The 18,597-nt window shown below is 65.3% G+C and carries 15 protein-coding genes; 8 read left to right on the forward strand and 7 right to left on the reverse strand.

Annotated features, from left to right (window positions below; all coding sequences use genetic code 11):
- Positions 1-210: 210 nt before the first annotated feature.
- Positions 211-1,734 carry a Fic family protein gene (locus ACW4E8_RS20505; protein ID WP_456806209.1) on the reverse strand — a complete coding sequence of 508 codons (1,524 nt, stop codon included), beginning with the start codon at positions 1,732-1,734 and terminating at the stop codon, positions 211-213.
- A gap of 1,080 nt (positions 1,735-2,814) precedes the next feature.
- Between ACW4E8_RS20505 and oxlT the strand changes: the two genes are divergently transcribed.
- A complete protein-coding gene (gene oxlT / locus ACW4E8_RS20510; RefSeq protein ID WP_456806210.1) occupies positions 2,815-4,134 on the forward strand; it encodes an oxalate/formate MFS antiporter in 1,320 nt (439 codons plus the stop codon).
- Positions 4,135-4,331: 197 nt separating this feature from the next.
- Positions 4,332-4,625 (forward strand): DUF2917 domain-containing protein, encoded by a 294-nt coding sequence (locus tag ACW4E8_RS20515; protein ID WP_456806211.1) that lies wholly within the window; start codon positions 4,332-4,334, stop codon positions 4,623-4,625.
- Here the strand turns inward: ACW4E8_RS20515 and ACW4E8_RS20520 are convergent.
- A complete protein-coding gene (locus tag ACW4E8_RS20520) occupies positions 4,594-5,526 on the reverse strand; it encodes a LysR substrate-binding domain-containing protein (protein WP_456806212.1) in 933 nt (310 codons plus the stop codon). The two genes, ACW4E8_RS20515 and ACW4E8_RS20520, sit on opposite strands and share 32 nt — an antisense overlap.
- Before the next feature lie 74 nt (positions 5,527-5,600).
- On the opposite strand from ACW4E8_RS20520, the gene ACW4E8_RS20525 reads away from it, so the two are divergent.
- Complete coding sequence (locus ACW4E8_RS20525; RefSeq protein WP_456806213.1) at positions 5,601-5,747, forward strand: hypothetical protein; 147 nt, start codon at positions 5,601-5,603, stop codon at positions 5,745-5,747.
- A gap of 34 nt (positions 5,748-5,781) precedes the next feature.
- On the opposite strand, the gene ACW4E8_RS20530 is transcribed toward ACW4E8_RS20525, so the two are convergent.
- The 4 genes from ACW4E8_RS20530 to ACW4E8_RS20545 all read right to left on the reverse strand — a co-directional run bounded on the left by ACW4E8_RS20530 (position 5,782) and on the right by ACW4E8_RS20545 (position 12,734).
- Entirely contained in the window at positions 5,782-6,999 is a 1,218-nt protein-coding gene (locus tag ACW4E8_RS20530; RefSeq protein WP_456806214.1) for a polysaccharide pyruvyl transferase family protein, read from the reverse strand.
- Positions 7,000-7,009: 10 nt separating this feature from the next.
- Positions 7,010-10,408, reverse strand: coding sequence for an adenylate/guanylate cyclase domain-containing protein (locus ACW4E8_RS20535; RefSeq protein ID WP_456806215.1), 3,399 nt, complete (start codon positions 10,406-10,408; stop codon positions 7,010-7,012).
- 142 nt (positions 10,409-10,550) lie between these two features.
- Positions 10,551-11,753 (reverse strand): chromate transporter, encoded by a 1,203-nt coding sequence (locus ACW4E8_RS20540; protein WP_456806216.1) that lies wholly within the window; start codon positions 11,751-11,753, stop codon positions 10,551-10,553.
- A gap of 24 nt (positions 11,754-11,777) precedes the next feature.
- Positions 11,778-12,734, reverse strand: a complete 957-nt coding sequence (locus ACW4E8_RS20545) for a chromate resistance protein ChrB domain-containing protein (RefSeq protein ID WP_456806217.1) — start codon at positions 12,732-12,734, stop codon at positions 11,778-11,780.
- 263 nt (positions 12,735-12,997) lie between these two features.
- Here ACW4E8_RS20545 and ACW4E8_RS20550 point away from each other — a divergent pair, with 263 nt between their 5' ends.
- The 5 genes from ACW4E8_RS20550 to ACW4E8_RS20570 all read left to right on the forward strand — a co-directional run bounded on the left by ACW4E8_RS20550 (position 12,998) and on the right by ACW4E8_RS20570 (position 17,971).
- Positions 12,998-14,215 carry an acyl-CoA dehydrogenase family protein gene (locus ACW4E8_RS20550; protein ID WP_456806218.1) on the forward strand — a complete coding sequence of 406 codons (1,218 nt, stop codon included), beginning with the start codon at positions 12,998-13,000 and terminating at the stop codon, positions 14,213-14,215.
- 17 nt (positions 14,216-14,232) lie between these two features.
- The gene (locus ACW4E8_RS20555) at positions 14,233-15,573 is read left to right on the forward strand and encodes an LLM class flavin-dependent oxidoreductase (RefSeq protein WP_456806219.1); all 1,341 of its coding nucleotides are present in this window, start codon (positions 14,233-14,235) and stop codon (positions 15,571-15,573) included.
- 93 nt (positions 15,574-15,666) lie between these two features.
- Positions 15,667-16,491: a MetQ/NlpA family ABC transporter substrate-binding protein gene (locus tag ACW4E8_RS20560; RefSeq protein WP_456806220.1), complete on the forward strand. Its 825-nt coding sequence runs from the start codon at positions 15,667-15,669 to the stop codon at positions 16,489-16,491.
- Between the two features lie 9 nt (positions 16,492-16,500).
- Positions 16,501-17,334 (forward strand): methionine ABC transporter ATP-binding protein, encoded by an 834-nt coding sequence (locus tag ACW4E8_RS20565; RefSeq protein WP_456806221.1) that lies wholly within the window; start codon positions 16,501-16,503, stop codon positions 17,332-17,334.
- A complete protein-coding gene (locus tag ACW4E8_RS20570; protein WP_456806222.1) occupies positions 17,315-17,971 on the forward strand; it encodes a methionine ABC transporter permease in 657 nt (218 codons plus the stop codon). The genes ACW4E8_RS20565 and ACW4E8_RS20570 overlap by 20 nt, the downstream gene beginning before the upstream one ends.
- A 38-nt stretch (positions 17,972-18,009) precedes the next feature.
- Here ACW4E8_RS20570 and ACW4E8_RS20575 read toward each other — a convergent pair whose 3' ends face one another.
- Positions 18,010-18,105: an ABC transporter ATP-binding protein gene (locus tag ACW4E8_RS20575; protein ID WP_456806223.1), complete on the reverse strand. Its 96-nt coding sequence runs from the start codon at positions 18,103-18,105 to the stop codon at positions 18,010-18,012.
- Positions 18,106-18,597 lie beyond the last annotated feature (492 nt).

Here is an 18,597-nt window from a genome sequence, read left to right on the forward strand (position 1 = left end):
GATGGATGGCGACGATGGACATGGCGGAGAACTCCCGGTCTTGGCAATAGACGCATTCCACCGTCCGCACGTATCCCGGCTGTTTCCGCTTCCCGGCATCCGTGCAATCTTTCATGTCTGCCGCGGCCCGGGATACAGAGCGATACAGAGTGGCGCCGCAGCCGCCGCCTGGTGGCGGCCACCGGGCAGTGCCAACGCTGTGCCGCCGCTTCAGCGGCTGCCGTGGAGCTCGAGGTATTCCGTGAATTCGTCGTGCACGACGGCTTCAATGCGGGCGAGCTCGTCGTCCGTGATGTCTTCGAACAGCTTGCGCTTGCGCCTGGACAGCTCGCCGTGGTTCTGGACGATCAGGTCGATCAGATTCGACAGGCGTGACTGGCGCAGGTCGAGCCAGCTCTCCAGGCGTGTGACGCTGGCATCGTAAGCGCGCAGGTACTGGATCTCCTGCGCAAGGTCTTGCTCGACGCACTGCTCGATGCATTCGAAGACGAATTCGCACAGCGCGGTCGCATCAAAGGATGCGTAAAGCCAGCCGGGCTGTGGCGACTTGATCAGGATCGTGCCGCTGTCCGAATCCAGCGCGTAGTTGAGCAGGGCCGTCCGCGGGGCCGAATAGGACTTCAGCAGGGCGGCATAGGTATCGATTTGCTTGAGCATCCGCGCCGACACCGGCAACACTACGCCATCGGGCGTGACCCCGGCCTGGCGCAGCAAATGGTGGATGAGGAATCGATGGAGCCGGCCGTTGCCGTCGTAGAACGGGTGGGCGAAGACAAAGCCAAACGATACGCACGCCGCGGCCACGATCGGGTTTGCCGCCTGTGCTTCGACCAGGCCCGCCACCGCGGCAATCCCGTCCATCATCGCGCCAAGCTGCCCGGGCGGCGGGGGAATGTAGTCCGCGATGTTGCGCATGCGCCCGCCGCGGGACAGCCAGTTCTGCTTGTCGCGGTAGGCGAATTCGGCGCGCAGCCCCGAGATGATTTCGTTCTGCCACTCGCACAGCTGCTCTTCGGTAAGCGGGGCTGGATTGCCGGCGTATTCCAGCAGTCGCCTGAACTTGGCGACCCGCTGGTTATCGGGGATCTCGTGCTCGATGGAGTAGGTCGATCGTGTTTCCGCGAGGTAGAGGTAGTCCACCGCGCGCGCCAGCAACTCTGGCTCGAGTCGCTTGATGGCCGCGGCCACGCGGCCAGGGAGGTCGGCGGCAATGTGCTGCGCCAGCTTCTCGGTGCGGCGCACCAGGGGGCAAAACGCGGCCGGGCCGAGGTGGTTGTTCTGGATGCCGAACTGCAGGTCCGGCGTTGCCGGGCCGGTCAGGTACCGGGTCTCGTCCAGCGCCAGTACCCTGGGCGCCCCGGCCGGCAGCTTGTAGTCGAATTGCGCCCCGGCAAGCCATTTGGCATAGAACGCGCTCAGCCTCGCATAACGGGAGGTCGGGGTGGCCGCCAGCCACTCCCGTACGGCCTGCACCGCTTGCGCATGCTCGAACAGCGCCGCCAGCACGGTCAGGTCCAGTTGCTCCTTCTTCAGCGCGAACGTCAGGTGGTCCACGGTCGTGTCGCCGCCGCGGTAGCGGTTCCTTGGGTACACGGTGCGCGTGGTGCCGTCCGGTCCGGTGTGCGTGCTGAGGACCCCGGTCTTGTCGGCAAGGGCGGACGTCGAGCGCAGCGGCGGGACGCGCAACCCGAACTTGCGGATAAGCGCGTCGTAGCCTAGTGGCGCATGAGACATATGAAGTCGCAATTCTTGGGTGCCGGTTTGCTCGGAGCTTACCAGAATTTCTACAGAATTTACCGAAACATCTACTTGGCGGCCAAATGCTTTCCATTCTATCTATAGCGATGGATGGGCAACCTGGTCGCCGGGCTTCCAGGAGTTCTACAGCACTTACCGTTTTATCTACTCTCACGGGCAGCCTGGACGATCTTGTCTACAGTGCTTGCCTTCCGACCCGGGCAGCCGTGCATCTGGTCGCCTGCAAATCGAAACACATCATGACAAAAATGCCATCTTCTGAATCGGCCCAAATGGCGTTCAGGGTTTTTCGGTAAATCCGTCAGGGTTTTCGAGAGTTTCTGGTCGCCATCCCGCACTAAGCGTTTTTATTTATTTATCTGGCTCGAATAATCGCCTATAACTGCATCTACATGCTGCGGCTGATGTCACGCATCATGCCTACGCCCGCCAGGCTTGCCTGCGGGCATTTTTTTTTTGGGGCGCGTGCGTGCTGTTTATATCGTATTAATCGCTCTGATTTATTTCGCTCATCACTTGGTGCAGTCAAAATCATGACATTTCTGTAATCATGACATTTTCGTAATCATGCTGGCTGGCCGGGAGGATCGACTTCCAAGCATGACAAATTCGTAATGATGAGATTTAAGTCCTTTTCCTCATCCATTCAAAACGAACCCTCATCTATCGGCAACGATGCGCCTGGAAGTGGCTCCAGCAAAGGGATTCATGGTCGTCGGGTGGTTCCTGGCGACGCCTTTTGCCGGGGGCGATGATGCATATCCAGCGTGAATATCCGGCACCCATCCTTCCCCGTCATAAATTCAGTGAAAACCCTGCCATCCCTTTCGCTTGACTTACTTGATATATCACATACTGTGTATCCCATCGCCACTCCGAACTTGAGAGAGGTGAGGGCGGAGACCTCAGGTCGGCGTCGGAATAAGAGGCAAATAAATGCCAATGACACAGGAGACATGAAATGCCAGCAGCCACCCTTATGCAGAGGCGCAGCGCGTCCGCATACCCGCCCGCACCCCCGCAATTGAATGGTCAAATGATTCAAGGAGCGCGCAAATGAGTAATCCATCGGCAGCGCTGGGCGCTAATCGCCAGGTCCCGGAAGGCACACGCTGGCTGCAATTGTTTGTCGGTGTGGTCTGCATGATCGCCACCGCCAATATCCAGTACGCCTGGACCTTGTTCGTCCCTGAAATCCAGGGCACCTACGGCTGGTCGCGCGCCAGCATCCAGATCGCCTTCACCGTCTTCGTCCTTGTGCAGACCTGGCTGGCCCCGATCGAAGGCTATTTCATCGACAAGTTCGGCCCGCGCATGATGGTCGCCTTCGGCGCGGTCTTCATCGGCGCGGCGTGGTGCATCAACTCGCAGGCCACTACCCTGATGGGCTTCTACGTCGGCGCAGCCGTTGGCGGCCTTGGCGTGGGCTCGATCTACGCCACCTGCATCAACAACGCGCTCAAGTGGTTCCCGGACCGCCGTGGCCTTGCGGTGGGCCTGACCGCGGGCGGTTACGGCGCCGGTTCTGCGGCGACTATCCTGCCCATCGCGGCCATGATCGAGTCGCAGGGCTTCCAGCACACCTTCCTGTTCTTCGGCCTGCTGCAGGGCGGGCTCGCCTTTGTCGCGGCGTGGTTCCTGCGCGCACCAAAGGGTACCGAGGTGAGGGCATCGCAGAAGCTGGTCCAGGCGACGCGCGACTACACGCTCAAGGAAGCGATGTCCACCAAGCTGTTCTGGCTGATGTTTGTGATGTTCATCCTGGTCGTCACCGGCGGCATGATGGCCGTGGCCCAGCTTGGCGTCATCGCCAAGGACCTGGGCGTGAAGGAGTTCAAGGTCGACCTGCACTTCTTCGTGATGGCCGCACTGCCGCTCGCGCTGATGCTCGACCGGATCATGAACGGCATCTCGCGTCCGTTGTTCGGCTGGATCTCGGACAACATCGGCCGTGAGAAGACCATGGTCATCGCCTTCACCCTGGAAGGCCTTGGCATCATCGCGCTCGGCTACTTCGGCAGCAACCCGTACGCCTTCCTGATCCTGTCGGGCGTGGTGTTCCTGGCCTGGGGCGAGGTCTACTCACTGTTCTCGGCACTGGCCGGCGATGCCTTCGGCACCAAGCACATCGGCAAGATCTACGGCGTGCTCTACACGGCCAAGGGCATCGGCGCACTGTTCGTGCCGGTCGGCAACCTGATGATGGAGGCGAGCGGCACCTGGTCGACGGTCCTCTACACGGTTGCGGCCATGGACCTGACCGCGGCCTTCCTGGCGATCATGGTCTTGCGGCCGGTGCTGGCCAACCATGTTGCTACCTCCAGGAGTCTTTTCTCGAAGGAGAAGGCGGCGGCGGGGACGCAGGTGCCAGCCTGACGGACAGGTACGCAGGCGTTTAGCGGCAAAACGGGCGGGCATCTTCGGAAGCCCGCCTTTTCGTTTACCGGGGACTCGGCAATCTCGGTGGCTTTGTCGGGCCGTATGCGATCGGGTAACGCATGGCTGGCCGACGCAATGCTCATGGCAAGCCGCGACGCCGGCTCCCACAATGAAATGGCTCACCGGAGCCTTTCATGCCATACACCCTTTGCCTTGAAGCGGAATGCCTGCGCCTGCGACTGCGGGCCGGCGCGGAACTGGTCTGCCGCGGCGGCAGCCTGTGGCTGACGTTCGAAGCACGGGACAGGCCGTCCCCGGACGTCCTGCTCGCACCTGGCGAGCGCTATCGGCTGGATGGTGACGCCGACGTGTTTCTGGCGGCGCTGCACGGGGCCGGCCCCGTGTTGTGCAGGATCGAAGCGCCGCCACACCAGCGCCGTGCCGGCTTTCCCTGGCTCAGGTGGCTACGGGGCTCGCGCGTGTCCTGACGGTGTGTGCGGCTTCCTGGCAAATCCACTCGGCTACGCACCTGACGTCCTCGCGCGGATGGGCGGAGGCATGGACCAGCCAGTACGCGTTGGGGCTCGGCGGTGCTTGTAGCGCCGTCGGCACGATCACCAGCTGGCCGCCATCGATCAGGGGCCGCACCAACTCGAGCCGGCCCAGTGCGACGCCCTGTCCCGCCAGCGCCGCGTGGATGACCTGGTCGTACTGATTGAAGCGAAGCATGCCGTGCTGGCTCGCCTGGCGGTAGCCGCGCGGCTCGAGCCAGCTGCGCCATTGCAGCCACGGACGGGGATCGTCGAATTCCAGCAGCGGCAGCTGGAGCAGCGCCTCGTCGTGCTGGGCGACCCCGGCCACCAGCGATGGATGGGCGACCGGGGCGATGTTTTCGCCGAACAGGCGCACAGCATCGGGCGGCGCCGCGGCGTCGCGGCAATAGCGCACGGCCAGGTCGATGCCCTCGGCACGCAGGTCGCTGATACGGTTGCTGGCGGACAGGCGCACATCCAGATGCGGATGCGTCTTCTGCAGGTTCCCCAGCCGCGGCAGCAGCCACAAGCCGGTCACGCCGATGCTGGCGGTGACCGTGACGGCCCGCTGGCCCTCGTTGCGGCGCACCTCGGCTACCACGTCCTGCAGCTGCTGCAGCGCGCTGTCGGCGCTGCGAAACAGCCGTTCGCCCTCGGCAGTGAAGGCCACGCCGCGATGCTTGCGCACAAACAGCGACACGTTCAGCTGCTCCTCCAGCGCGTGGATCTGCCGGCTTACCGCCGACTGCGTCAGGCACAGATCGTCCGCTGCCTGCGTAATGCTCATGCGTCGGCCGACGGCGACGAAGCCCTTGAGCAGGTCGAGCGGAAACAGTCGGACGAGCGGAACGGACATGCGATGGCCTCCTGGCAGATTCGCGATACGCCATTACAGCACGATCTCCGGCCCTCTTGCCATGCGCAGCGCGCATGGCAGAACGACCAGATGATCGCTTGAAGCACGGCATATGGCTGTCGGTGCTCAGCCTGGCGGGACTGTGCGTGGTGGCACTGACAGCGTGGCTCGAGCCGGCTCTTGCGCCGGCGTGGGTACAGCTGATGGCGATGTGCCGATAGCACTAGCCATGCCTCGCGGGAGGATTCGATCGCGCTAGCTCTCCTGAACCAGCTGGAATGCGGTCCTGCATGCCTTGGCCCATTCCCAGGCCAATTCCCTACGCTGCGCGGTCTGGGTTGCCATCGCTTCGTCCAGGCCGGCCGCAAGATTCTGAACGGTCACCGCGGCCGGCGCCCCGGCCGCGCCCCAGGCCGCGGCAAAGGCGACTTGCTTGCTGGTGCCAGGAGGTTGTGCGGCCCGGAGCAGGCCAAGCCGTGGCAGGAAAAAGGCGCCGGCGACAATGCCGCCGTGCAGGCTGCTGCCGACAAAGGCCTGGCTGTGCGCAATCAGCGCACAGATATCCCACAGATTGAGCGAGTCGAACACGACCACAGGCGTGCCGCGCAGCCGTGCCGCCAGGCGCTGGTAGCAAGCCAGGTCGTCGTGCCAGGGCGCGGCGCCGGCGCGAAACAGCACCAGGCCCAGGGTCCTGGTCCGGGCGATACGTTCGAGCTGGGCCGCCAGCTGAGAAAGGGTATCGTCGTCGCCAAAATCCGCGCTGAACTGCACGGCCAGGTATCCGCCCGAAAACCCTGACACGATGCGGGCGCACTCGCCCTGGCGGGCGCGCCGGCGGATGCAGGGGCCGAACAGCTCGGCCACCAGCACGGCCGGATCGGGCTCCAGGCGGCAGGCAATGCCGTTCTCCGCGAGCATGGCCCGGGTCTGATGGTCTCGTACCCCGACGCTGGTGGCGGCCCCGAGCTTGGCCACCACCTCGGCCCGCATGGCAGGCTCAACCGATCCAAGTGCAATGCCGCCGACGGCGTGGACAATGACACGCCGGACGTTGGCAAAGATGCCGGCCGGCAACAGGTAGGGGACCAGGTCCCGTAGGCCCAGCTGCGCCTGGGCCCAGACCGTCCGCTCGTGCGGCCGGGCATCGAGCAGCGCCACCACCGCCCGGGCCTGCTCGGGAGGCTGCAGCATCACGGCCGCCTCCCAGAGCGAGCAGGTCAGGGTTTCGCCACCCACATGGATGACATCGACGGCGCTGTCGCCCACGGTGGCTGCCAGCCGCGCCAGGGTGTGGACCCGATGGCCGCCATGGATTCTCAGGTTGCGCTCGGCCAGGCCCCCGTAGAATGGGTTGGCCTGCCCGATCAGGCTTCGCATCACATGCGGCAGCAGCAGGTCGCCGAAGTTGTGGCGATCGAAAGCGCCAAACAGGATCGTGGGGAAGCCGGTGGTTCCTGACCGGGAGGCTGGCATGGCGTCAACGTCAGGCAAGCACCAGGTCCCGCATGTCAGCGCTGTCGAAGCCTTCGGTGAATCCAGCCTTGATGCCGGCCAACAACTGTGTGGCGAGTTCCACCTTGCCTTGCTGCCGCCACAGGTGCGCCAGGTTCAAGGCAGCCCGCAATTCGAACGACCTGGCATGTTGCTGACGCGCGATGTCGATCGCCTTGTGGAAGCAAGCTTCCGCTTCCGCTTCCGCATTGCCATCAGGCCTGAGACCCGGCGAACTTTGTCCTTGCCGTATCAGCTCACCCTTGATGCGGTGCCACTCAGCTTCGCAATAGTGTTCCCCGGTCTTGTCCACCGCGTCTTTTGCCTCGGCAAGCGCGCTCAGGCCTGACTGTAATTGTCCCTGGCGTCCGTAGGCATGGGCCAGGAGGCACTGGAAATGCGAATGCCCCAACGCCGCCCCCGTAGCGTGGTAGGCCGCCAGCCCCTCGCGCATCTGCGCGATGCCTGGCTCAGGCTGCCCCTGTTCGGTGAGCGCCCAACCGCGAAGGATGGTCGTCCACGCAAGCCAGAGCGGGAAACCTTGCTCGGTCGAGAGCGTGATGGCTGCCTCGGCGTATTCTTGCGTGAGTTGGGGCTCGCGGCGGAAGTGGTGCAGTTCTGCCGTCTGGCACAAGGCATGCGCAAGGCTGAAGGGATGGGACAGCTGCCGTGCCAGCGCAAGCGCGTCCTGCGCGCTCTTGCTGGCCTGGTCAGGATAGCCAAGGCTCCAGAGGACCAGGGCCGAAGTCGACAGGGCGCGTACCTCCGGATCCACGCCATGGACATTCAGGTGGGTGTGATGCGATCCTGCGCCGTAGAGCGCAAGCGCTTCACGCACGTGGGCATGCGCGATACTGAATCTGCCCAGGTAATACGAGGTCGTCGCAAGCGAGACATGGGCCTCGCCCAACAACTCCGGATCTTTCTTTTGCTCGGCCAGGTGCAGCAGTTGCTCCCCTAGTTCGCAGGCCTTCGCATGCTCTGCACGCAGGGAGAAGTAGGTGCGCAACCCGACCAGCGTCGGAAAAAGCTCTGGTGTGTCCCTGGCCGGGCCGCACAGTGCCAAGGCGCGGCTGTAGGTCGCTTCCACCTCGGATGAGGCAAAGCCCCTGGCGGCAGTCAAGGCCGGCCCGATGGCAAGCCGCAGCGCGAGCTCCTGGCGAGCACGTTCCGGGGTCTCGGGCTGCCGGCCAAGCAGTACCAACGCGGCATTCAGGTGGCTGATCGCCTCGTGATAGGCAGACCGCTGCACGGCCTGCTGTCCGGTGTATTGCAGGTACTCCACCGCCTTCGGATCGTTGCCGCCAAGGCTGTAGTGCCGGGCCAGTTCGCTGTAGTGGTCTTTTAACTGATTCTGGAAGAGCGCTTCGATCGCCTGGGCCGTGCGTTGGTGCAGCGTTGTGCGTTGCTCGGTGAGCAAGCTGTTGCCGGCCACCTCCTGGGTCAGCGCATGCTTGAACGTGTATTCGATATCGGGGAATGCTGGCCGCTCATAAATGAACTCCGCCAACTCCAGTTGGGCGAGGAGAGGGCGCAACTGGTCATCCGGCTGCGCGACAACCCGCTGGACCAGGCTCAGGGAAAATTCCTTTCCGATCACGGCCAGGGTCTGCAACAAGTCCTTCCCGGCACGGGACAGCCGATCGATGCGGGCGGCCAGTACGCCCTGTACGGTTGTCGGGATATGCAGCGCGGCGGGCGTCTTCTCGATGCGGTAATGGCCGGGCTCGCCCAGCAGGGCTTTCTCCTCGCACAGGGTCTGCACCACCTCTTCCATAAAGAAGGGATTGCCCTCGGTCTTTTCCAGAATGAGGCCCTTGAGGGGCATCAGCGCGGGATCGTCGCCAAGGAGGGCGGCGAGCAGTTGCCGGGCCTCAGCCTGGCCCAATGGATCCAGCCGCAGCGGAATGTAAAAATCCTTCTGGCCCCAGCCGTGCTGGTACTCGGGCCGATAGTTCAGCAGCAGCAGGATCCTGGCGCCAGGAAGGCGGTCGATGAGGACATCCAGAAAGGCCTCGGTTTCACTGTCCAGCCATTGCAGGTCCTCGAACAACAGAACAAGCGTCTGATTCCGGCTCTCGCGGCACAGCAGGCTCGTGATCGCCTCGAACGTGCGCTGGCGTCGGATCCGGGCATCCATGTTCGGCAATGCCGAACCGGGCTCGCTGATGCCCAGCAGGTGGAGCAGGTACGGCAGCACGTCCTCCAGTGTCCGGTCGAGCATCACGACCCGGCCTGCAACCTTTTCCCGGTACCGCCGTTCATCGTCGTGGGATTCGATCTGGAAATAGTTCTTCACCAGTTCGATCAGCGGGAGGTAGGCAAAGGCCTTGCCGTGGGACACCGAGAACGTTTCCAGCGTCAGGCAACTGCCGGGCGAGCGTGCCTTGAACTCGTGGAATAGCCGCGACTTGCCGACCCCGGCTTCGCCAACCACTGCGACGATCTGGCCCTGGCCGGCCGCGGACCGTTCCAGTGCCCGTTGCAGCGTCTCCAGTTCGGCCTCACGCCCCACGAAGCGCGCCAGGCCGCGATGCGCCGCCACCTGCAGGCGTGTGCGCAGCGGCCCGGTTCCGGTCAGTTCATAGACAGCCAGCGGCATGGGAATGCCCTTGACCTGGGCAACGCCCAGTGGCTTGAACGCGAAGTATCCTTCCGCAAGCCTGTAGGTGGATTCGCTGACGAAAATGGACGAGAGGGCGGCCATGGTCTCCATCCTCGAGGCAATGTGGATGGTGTGGCCGACCGGGTCATAGTCCGTGTGCAGGTCGTCCTTGCGGATCGAGCGAACGACCACCTCGCCGGTGTGGATGCCGACCCGGATCTGCAGCGAGATGCCTTGTTCCAGCCTGAGCCGGTCGCTGTGCCGCTGCATCGCCTTCTGCATGCGCAGCGCGGCGTAAAGCGCACGCTGGGGGTGGTCCTCATGGGCGATCGGTGCGCCGAACAGCGCCAGGATGCCGTCGCCCAACGACTTGGCGACGTAGCCTTCGTAGTAGTGCACCGCCTCCATCATCAGTTCGATCACTGGCGTGATCAGGCGGTGTGCTTCCTCCGGATCCAGGTCATGGATCAGTGCGGTCGAGCCCGCCATGTCCGCGAACAGGACAGTGATGGTCTTGCGTTCGCCAGCGGGCTCGCCGCGGGCTTCCAGCGCTGCTTGCTCGCTCCGGATGCGCTCGGCCAAATGGGGCGGCGTGTAGGTGACAGGCGAGGTGGGCGCAGCTGGTGCCAGATCGCTGCAGGGTTCGCCGCAGGAACTGCAGAAGCGTGCCCCCGGGGGCACGGCGTAGCCGCAGCGCCGGCATTGGCGGATGAGGGACCTGCCGCATTGTTGGCAAAAACTGGCGCCTACGGGGTTCTCAGATCCGCATTTTGTGCATTGCGCCATGGGGCCCTCCTCGGGACGCCTCCTCCCTAGGATTAGATTCCCCAAAGCTGCCCATCGCAAGTGGCTTCGGCCACCACGGCAGTGGGCCGGTTGTGCGCCCGAGACCGCAAAGCGATTTCATAGACTCGGCGCGGTACTCCCCTCAGTGATGCATGAGCGGATAGACCACCAGGCCGATCAGCGCCGCGCCGGCCACGATCACGGGTTCGGGCAGCTTCTTGAACTTGAGCAGCAGCGCCACCGTGCAAAGCGCCAGCAGCACCGTCGGCACATCCACGATCGAACGCCTGGCCAGCACGATCACCGCGCCGGTGATGGCTCCCACCGCGGCAGCGGTCACGCCATCGACAAAGGCCAGGATGGCGGGCAGCTTGCCGTATTTCTTGAAGTAGGGAGCTGGCAGGACGGTGAACAGGTAGCACGGCAGGAAGGTGGCCAGCGCCGCAACCGACGCGCCCGGAAAGCCGGCCACCAGGTAGCCGATAAAGCCGACGGTGATCACCACCGGGCCGGGCGTGATCATGGCCACCGCCACGGCATCCACGAACTGCTTGTCATTGAGCCAGTGGAAGTCGGTGACCACGCTGCCGTACAGGAACGGCACAATGGCCAGCCCCGAGCCGAACACGAAGGCGCCCGCCTTGGCAAAGAACACGGCAATCTGCGCCAGCAGGGGCCAGTCAATGGTGCCGGCCACGCCGCCGGCCAGGGGCAGCTGTGTCGCCGCGGCCGCGTGCAGGCCGCCCTGGCGCAGCCATTTTGGCGGGGCGCGCCAGAACCACACCAGCAGCCCGGCCGCGAGGAACATCCATGCGATTTCGGATTCGGTGACCACCGTGACCGCGGCAAGCACCAGGTAGATCGCCCACAGCAGGCGGTCCTTGCCCACGCTCTTGGTCGTGAGCTTGTACGCGCTGATCGCAATGATGCCGATCACCGCGGCCCCGACGCCGTAGAACACGGACTGCATCCACGTCAGGCCGCCAAAGCGCACATAGGCCCAGCCCAGCGCCAGCACCATCAGGAATGACGGCAGCACGAACGCGATCCCGACCAGCGTCGCGCCCGCGATCCGGTAGTGGACATAGCCCAGATAGATGGCCAGCTGCGCGGCCAGCGGGCCGGGTGCCAGCTGTGCCAGGGCCAGCCCCTCCTTGTAGTCGGCGTCGGTGATCCACTGGCGCCGGTCCACCAGGTCGCGATGCATATAGCCAGCCAGCGCCACCGGACCGCCGAAGCCGAGCGTGCCCAGGCGCAGCATGTAGCCGACCAGCTGCCAGAGGGTGTAGCGCGGCCGTTCCGTGAGCGCGGCCGGAGGGGTTGGGGCCTGCGAGACGTTGCTCATGTCGTGGACCTCAGGGGCATGGTGCTATCGCTTTCCGGAAAAATGCACATGAAGGGAATCGAGGGTACGGCCGATTTCGGCCAGCAGGGCGTCGTCATCCGCCAGGCGCTCGCGCGCGCCGGCAAGCACGGCTTCGAACCCGCTGGCTTCGGGCACCTGGGCCCCGCCGATATCCAGGGCGTGGACCATGCTGGCCAGGCGGGCCAGTCCGCGGTCGGCGTCCAGGCCGAAGCTGGCCAGCAGCACTTCGAATGAAACCTTGTCGCCCACATGCGTGAAGGCGGCGCCGTCGAAGTCGAAGCCCAGCGCATCATCCGGGCAGTCCGCGGGATGCTCCAGCCACAGGAAGCGCGCATGCGGGTCGATGAAACGCTGGACCAGCCACGCGCTGGCAACCCTGTCCACCCACAGGTGGCGCCGCGTTGCCCAGTTGCGCCCCTGGTATTGGGCGGGATCCCGGCGCGGGATCCCGCCGCTTGCAGGCTGGGGCTCGCCCGGCGAGCGCAGGGTTTCGACCGCACTGTTGAAGTCCCGCCATTGCAACGCAGCGTTGGCCGATGCCCCGTTGGGGAAGAAGTCGGTCCCGGCGATGGCATCAAAGGCACGGCCGTGCCGGCGCAGCAGGCGGGCGATCCCGGCTTCATCCTGGCCGGACAAGCTCTTGCGGTCTTCGGAGAGGGCGGCCAGCCAGCCGGCGTAGTCGGCCGTGCGGTCAAACAGTGTCCGATAGGCGTGAGCCTCCGCCGGATCTTGCGCGCGCACGTTCAGCAGCCAGGCCTGGCCGCCTTCCTGGATGGTTTCATCGGCCAGTTCACGTAGTTGAGCGCTTTGCGCGCTTGCCGTCGGCAACAGATAGGCGCCGTCGCGCAGTGCGGCGCAGCCTAGTGCCTTGAGGGCTCGCCAGATGCGCATCCGGGCAGTAGCGCCCTTGGTTGGCAGGCTGATGACGAGGAGGGTCCACAGTTCCTGAGCTGGTTCCATGGGCCGATACTAAGGGCTTGTAGAGTGTGGATCAACTATGTAGTGATCTCTACAGATTTATTCGTGAGTGCACTTAATAGCACTTATTCCGGAGTCGGCTGTAGGTCCATGGGACTACCGTGCGAGCGCATCCATGGCGCCTTCCGAGATTTTCGACCTGGACTCGAAGCGTGGCAGATAACGATATAGGCATTCATTCGTTCCCGTGTGATGCAGGGTTTCCTATCTTGTGAGCCTGCTCATCCGCAAGGAAGGAATCATCCATGAATGCCCCGTTGGACTTCGATGCGCGGCACGCGCTGCGCGCCGCGCTGGACGCCGTGCCGGCGCTGGCGCAGAAGATTGGCATCGACGCGGCCGCCCGCGAGGCACGGCGGCTGCTGCCCTATGAGGCCTTCGCGCTGTTTCGCGAGTCCGGGCTTGGCGTGCTCCGGCTCCCGGTGGAGCAGGGTGGCCTGGGCGGCTCGCTGGCCGACTTGTTCGAGGTCATTGCCGCGATTGCCGCAGAGGAATCGAACGTCGCACACGCGCTGCGCATCCACTTCGACCAGACCGAATCGCTGCGCCTGGCGCCGCGTTCGGCGTTCAATGACCTGCAGGTGCAGCGCATCGTTGCGGGCGCGATCTTTGGCGGTGCCTCCACCGAACGCGGCACGTCGCGTCCCGGTGAAATCACCACGGCGCTGCGGCGCGACGGCGAGCACTACCGCCTGAGCGGAAAGAAGTATTACTCCACCGGCACCGCCTTTGCCGACTACGCCCGCATCAATGTGAAGGATGCCGACGGCGCCGATGCCTCCATCATCATCCCGACCGATCGCCCCGGCTTCAACGTCGTTGACGACTGGGACGGCATGGGCCAGCGCATGACCGCCAGCGGCAGCCTGGTGCTGGACGATGTGCAGGTGCTCGCCGATGAAGTGACGCGGCGCGCCAACAGCACGCTGGTCGGCCGTCACTGCGGCGCGCTGCGCCAGCTGCACCTGGTGGCGGTGGCGGCGGGGATCGTGCGCAATGCCTGGGCCGATGCCTTGCGCTATGTGCGCGACCATGGCCGTCCGGTGCTGCACAGCCCGGCATCCTCGGCGCGCGAAGACCATTTCATCCAGCAGGTGATCGGCGACCTGGCCGCACACAGCCATGCCATCGACGCACTGGTGCGTGAGAATGCGCGCGCACTGGACCGCTCGGCCGACGCGCTGCTGGCACGCTCCGAAGACGCCGAAGCGCTGGTCCTGGCCGGCGCGCTCGCCACCGCGCAGACCCAGCTGGTGGTCAGCAAGCTGGCGCTGCACGTGGCCGAGCGCATGTTCGAGGCCGGCGGCGCCTCGGCCACCGCCAGGCAGCACAACTTTGACCGGCACTGGCGCAACCTGCGCACGATCTTCAGCCACAACCCGCTGCTGCACAAGGCGCGCGTGGTCGGCGCCTACCACCTGAACGGCGACACCACCCACCTGACCGAAGGCCGGGTGTTCTGAGGCGCCGGAGACGAACGATGACAGCAAGCTCACCGCCGCGCCAGCTGCACCTGAACATCAACGCGCTCCATTCCGGCTTCGTGCCGTCGGCTTGGCGCCTGCCCGCCAGCGACCCGCGTGCGTTCGTGGACGTGCAGCACTACGTCCGCCTGGCACGCATCGCTGAAGCGGGAAAGTTCGACGCGATCTTCCTGGCCGACAATGCGTCGATTGCCGATCAGATCCATTTCCGGCCGATCACGGCGCTGGAGCCGACCGTGCTGCTGGCCTGCGTCGCCGCGGCGACTACGCATATCGGACTGGTGGCCACGGCCTCCACCAGCTACAACGAGCCCTATAACATCGCGCGGCGCTTTGCCACGCTGGACCATGTCAGTGGCGGCCGCGCGGGCTGGAACGTGGTGACCACGGCGGATGCCGGCTCGGCACGCAACTTCGGCCGCGCCGCGCCGCCGGACCACGGGCAGCGCTATGCGCGTGCCGACGAGTTCACGGATCTCGTCAAGGCGCTGTGGGACAGCTGGGAAGACGATGCCCTGATCGGCGACAAGCACGGCGGGCGCTTTGTCGATACCGCCAGGCTGCAGCCGGTGACCCACCATGGCACCTTCTTCGACGTGCAAGGCCCGCTGAACCTGCCGCGGCCGCCGCAGGGCCATCCGGTGCTGTTCCAGGCTGGCGGCTCCAGCGACGGGCGCGAGCTGGCCGCGCGGCATGCCGAGGCGGTGTTCTCCGCGTCGCAGTCGTTCGAGGAGTCGCTGGCCTACAAGCGCGAGATCAACGCGCGTGCCGAAGCGCTGGGGCGCGGCCCGCACGCGGTCAAGGTGTTGCCGGGGCTGACCACCATCATCGGCGCCACCGAGGCGCAGGCGCGGCAGCGCCGCGACGAGCTGGTCGACCTGATTCCATGGGACTACAGCCTGGTGCGGCTGGCCGGCACACTGGGCATTCCTGTGGAACGACTGAGCCTGGACGTGCCACTGCCAGATGACCTGGCGCTGCCGGCCAACGGCAACCACACCTTCTTCCGCGCCACCGTGGCGGTGGCGCAGCGCCAGAACCTGACTGTGCGCGCGCTGATCCGCGAGCTGGCGGGCGGCGGCGGACATCGCGTGATCGTGGGAACGCCGGAGCAGGTGGCCGACGATATCGAACACTGGTTCCGCCATGGTGCCGCCGACGGCTTCAACCTGATGCCCGATGCGCTGCCCGACGGGCTGCAGGCTTTCGTCGATGGCGTGGTGCCGATCCTGCAGCGGCGCGGCATCTTCCGCACTGCGTACGCGGGCACCACGCTGCGCTCGCACCTGGGCCTCGAACGGCCCGCGGGACGGGTACCGGCGCAGGCTGCGGCGTAAGCAGAAGTCCGCATTTGCTACGTCGTATTCCTTCGTGGACTGGGCAAGGGGCGTTTCATAGACTGGTGCTTCCTCATCACTGCCCAGCCTGCCATGACACGACGCCCTTTCCTTGCCACCCTCGCACTCGCCGCGCTGACGGCGCTTGCCACGTTCTCCATCGGCACCGCCCACGCGCAAGCCAGCGACCGGCCACTCAAGGTCGGCGTTCGCGGCGGGGTCGACGAAGAAATCTGGGAAGTAGTGACGCGCGTTGCCGACAAGCAGGGGCTGAAGGTCCAGACCATCGTCATCACCGGCACCGCCAGCCCCAACGAGGCCCTCAACAATGGCGACCTCGATGCCAATGCCTTCCAGCACATCCCGTTCCTGCGCGACCAGATCAGGCAGCGGGGCTACAAGATCGTCAATGTCGGTGATACGCTGATCTCGCCGATTGCGTTCTATTCGCGCAAGGTCAAGTCGCTGGAGGCGCTGCCCAATGGGGCGCGCATCGGCATCCCGAACGACCCGAGCAACCAGACGCGCGCGCTGGTGATCCTGCGTGACCACGGGCTGGTCAAGCTCAAGGATGGTTTCGATCCCTATACCGGCACGGCGTCGCTGGCCGACATCACGGCCAACCCGAAGAAGCTGGAGTTCGTGGAAAGCGCCTCGGTGGTGCTGCCGCGCGCGCTGCCAGACGTCGATGCGGCCGCCATCGTCAATACCTTTGCGTACCAGGCCGGCCTGATCGCCACGCGCGACGGCATCGCGGTGGAAAAGAAGGAGCACAACCCGTACGTGAACGTGATTGCCGTGCGCGAGCAGGACAAGGGCTCGCCGTGGGTCGCGCGGCTGGTCAAGGCCTATCAGTCCGACGAGGTGCGCAAGTTCATCCAGACCAAATACCAGGGTTCCGTGATCCCTGCCTTCTGACGAGCCAGCATGCACGCTGTCCTACCGTTGCGCGAACCTGGGCCGCATATCGTGTTCGCGGGGATCGGCAAGACCTACGCGGGGGCAGGCGCCCCCGCGCTGGCCGATATTTCCTTCACCATTGGCCGCGGCGAGCGCTTCGGCATCATCGGACGCAGCGGCGCCGGCAAGTCGACGCTGCTGCGCACCATCAACATGCTGGAGCGCCCCGACACCGGCCACGTCAGCATCGACGGCGCCGATATCGGCCTGCTGGACGAGAACGGCCTGGTGGCGCTGCGGCGCCGGATCGGCATGATCTTCCAGCATTTCAACCTGCTGTCGGCCAAGACCGTATTCGACAACGTCGCGCTACCGCTGCGCGTGGCGGGTGTGCCGCGCCACGAGATCGCGGTCCGTGTGATGGAACTGCTGGAGCTGGTCGGGCTGACCGACAAGGCGCGCGCCTATCCCGCGATGCTGTCCGGCGGGCAGAAGCAGCGCGTGGGCATCGCCCGTGCGCTGGTGCACCGGCCCGAGATCCTGCTGTGCGATGAGGCCACTTCCGCACTGGACCCGGAGACCACTGAGCAGATCCTGGCGCTGCTGCGCGACATCAACCAGCGGCTGGGGCTGACCGTGGTGCTGATCACGCACGACATGGCGGTGATCAGTGAAGCCTGCGACCGCGTGCTGGTGCTCGACCACGGCCACGTCATCGAGCATGGCCCCGTCTGGAAGGTGTTTGCCGAACCGCACGCAGAAGCCACCATCGCGCTGCTGCGGCCATTGCGGCACCGCATGGCCGCCGTGCCGGACACAACCAGACAGGAGACTGCACATCGTGCTGCTGCCAATGGCTGACAAGTATTTCAAGGCGCTGGGCGAGACCCTGCTGATGACCGCCAGCGCGTGCGCCGTGGTGTTCGCCGCCGGCATGGCGCTGGCGCTCGTGCTCACCGTGACCGCTCCCGGCGGCCTGGCGCCACGGCCGCGGCTGCACCGGACCTTGTCGGTGCTGGTGAACATGTTCCGCTCGATTCCCTTCATCATCCTGCTGGTCGCGATGCTGCCGGTCACGCGCATGATCGTCGGCACCACCATGGGCACGTGGGCCGCGGTGGTGCCGCTGAGCGCCCACCTGATACCGTTCTTCGCGCGCATCTCGCAGGTTGCGCTCAATGAGATCGACCCGGGGCTGGTCGAGGCGGCCAGGGCCATGGGATGCCGCCGCTGGCATATCGTGCGCCACGTGCTGCTGCCGGAGGCGATGCCCGCGATCATCGGCGGCGCCACCGTGACCGTGATCGCCATGATCGGTTCGTCGGCGATGGCGGGCGCGGTGGGTGCCGGCGGGCTGGGCGACCTGGCGATCCGCTATGGCTACGAACGCTACGAAACCGCCGTGATGTTCCACGTGATCGCGATCCTGGTGGTGCTGGTCACGCTGGTGCAGGTTGCGGGCGAACGGCTGGCGCGGCGGTTCGACCACCGGCGCTAGCTGGCGGGATGGCGCCGGGCTTGCCCCGGCGCCCCGCGTCACGCCGCCGCGATCTGTGGCATGGCTGCCAGCAGCTGGCGCGTGTAGGGATGCGCGGGCGCGTCCCAGATGCGGTCACGGTCATCGCCTTCCACGATCTGGGGTGGTGGAAGAACACTCTCATGTTTCGGGGAACGTAGTTGGGGGAGACCCTTTGCGCATAGGCCATGGCATTGCCTTGACCGCTGGCGTCCGCCGCCATCCGCGTGGGTCCAATGGTGGCTGGCACAGGTGATGCGGGTCCGTCGATCGGCGTCAAGCGCGGCGCACGCAATCCACCCATCGACGCTGCGCACGCCGCGCCGGCCAACGGTCCGTCACGCTGGCCGGAGGGGCCGAGGGCACTCGGCCTCTGAAGTCCCTCCGGCAGCGCCGTCACCACCCGGGCCGAATACGCCAAGGCCGCCGGGGCTGAATTTGAAGTGCACAACCGCCGCATACAGGACCTGGTTGACAGCCTTGCGAAGAGTGCGCCATCGGGTTCGGAAGCTGCCATTGGCGCTCTGGCCTCGGTGCTCACTGCCACCAGCAAGTGGTGTGAAATGATGTACCACCGCGACCCAAGCGGTCGAGGTAGCCGAACAGAG

Source organism: Cupriavidus sp. CP313, assembly GCF_054072015.1.

What these genes read in the sequence shown, in the direction of transcription:
- ACW4E8_RS20505 (WP_456806209.1), bottom strand. Translation starts at nt 1,734, where the DNA reads ATGTCTCATGCGCCACTAGGCTACGACGCGCTTATCCGCAAGTTCGGG.
- oxlT (WP_456806210.1), top strand. Translation starts at nt 2,815, where the DNA reads ATGAGTAATCCATCGGCAGCGCTGGGCGCTAATCGCCAGGTCCCGGAA.
- ACW4E8_RS20515 (WP_456806211.1), top strand. Translation starts at nt 4,332, where the DNA reads ATGCCATACACCCTTTGCCTTGAAGCGGAATGCCTGCGCCTGCGACTG.
- ACW4E8_RS20520 (WP_456806212.1), bottom strand. Translation starts at nt 5,526, where the DNA reads ATGTCCGTTCCGCTCGTCCGACTGTTTCCGCTCGACCTGCTCAAGGGC.
- ACW4E8_RS20525 (WP_456806213.1), top strand. Translation starts at nt 5,601, where the DNA reads ATGGCAGAACGACCAGATGATCGCTTGAAGCACGGCATATGGCTGTCG.
- ACW4E8_RS20530 (WP_456806214.1), bottom strand. Translation starts at nt 6,999, where the DNA reads ATGCCAGCCTCCCGGTCAGGAACCACCGGCTTCCCCACGATCCTGTTT.
- ACW4E8_RS20535 (WP_456806215.1), bottom strand. Translation starts at nt 10,408, where the DNA reads ATGGCGCAATGCACAAAATGCGGATCTGAGAACCCCGTAGGCGCCAGT.
- ACW4E8_RS20540 (WP_456806216.1), bottom strand. Translation starts at nt 11,753, where the DNA reads ATGAGCAACGTCTCGCAGGCCCCAACCCCTCCGGCCGCGCTCACGGAA.
- ACW4E8_RS20545 (WP_456806217.1), bottom strand. Translation starts at nt 12,734, where the DNA reads ATGGAACCAGCTCAGGAACTGTGGACCCTCCTCGTCATCAGCCTGCCA.
- ACW4E8_RS20550 (WP_456806218.1), top strand. Translation starts at nt 12,998, where the DNA reads ATGAATGCCCCGTTGGACTTCGATGCGCGGCACGCGCTGCGCGCCGCG.
- ACW4E8_RS20555 (WP_456806219.1), top strand. Translation starts at nt 14,233, where the DNA reads ATGACAGCAAGCTCACCGCCGCGCCAGCTGCACCTGAACATCAACGCG.
- ACW4E8_RS20560 (WP_456806220.1), top strand. Translation starts at nt 15,667, where the DNA reads ATGACACGACGCCCTTTCCTTGCCACCCTCGCACTCGCCGCGCTGACG.
- ACW4E8_RS20565 (WP_456806221.1), top strand. Translation starts at nt 16,501, where the DNA reads ATGCACGCTGTCCTACCGTTGCGCGAACCTGGGCCGCATATCGTGTTC.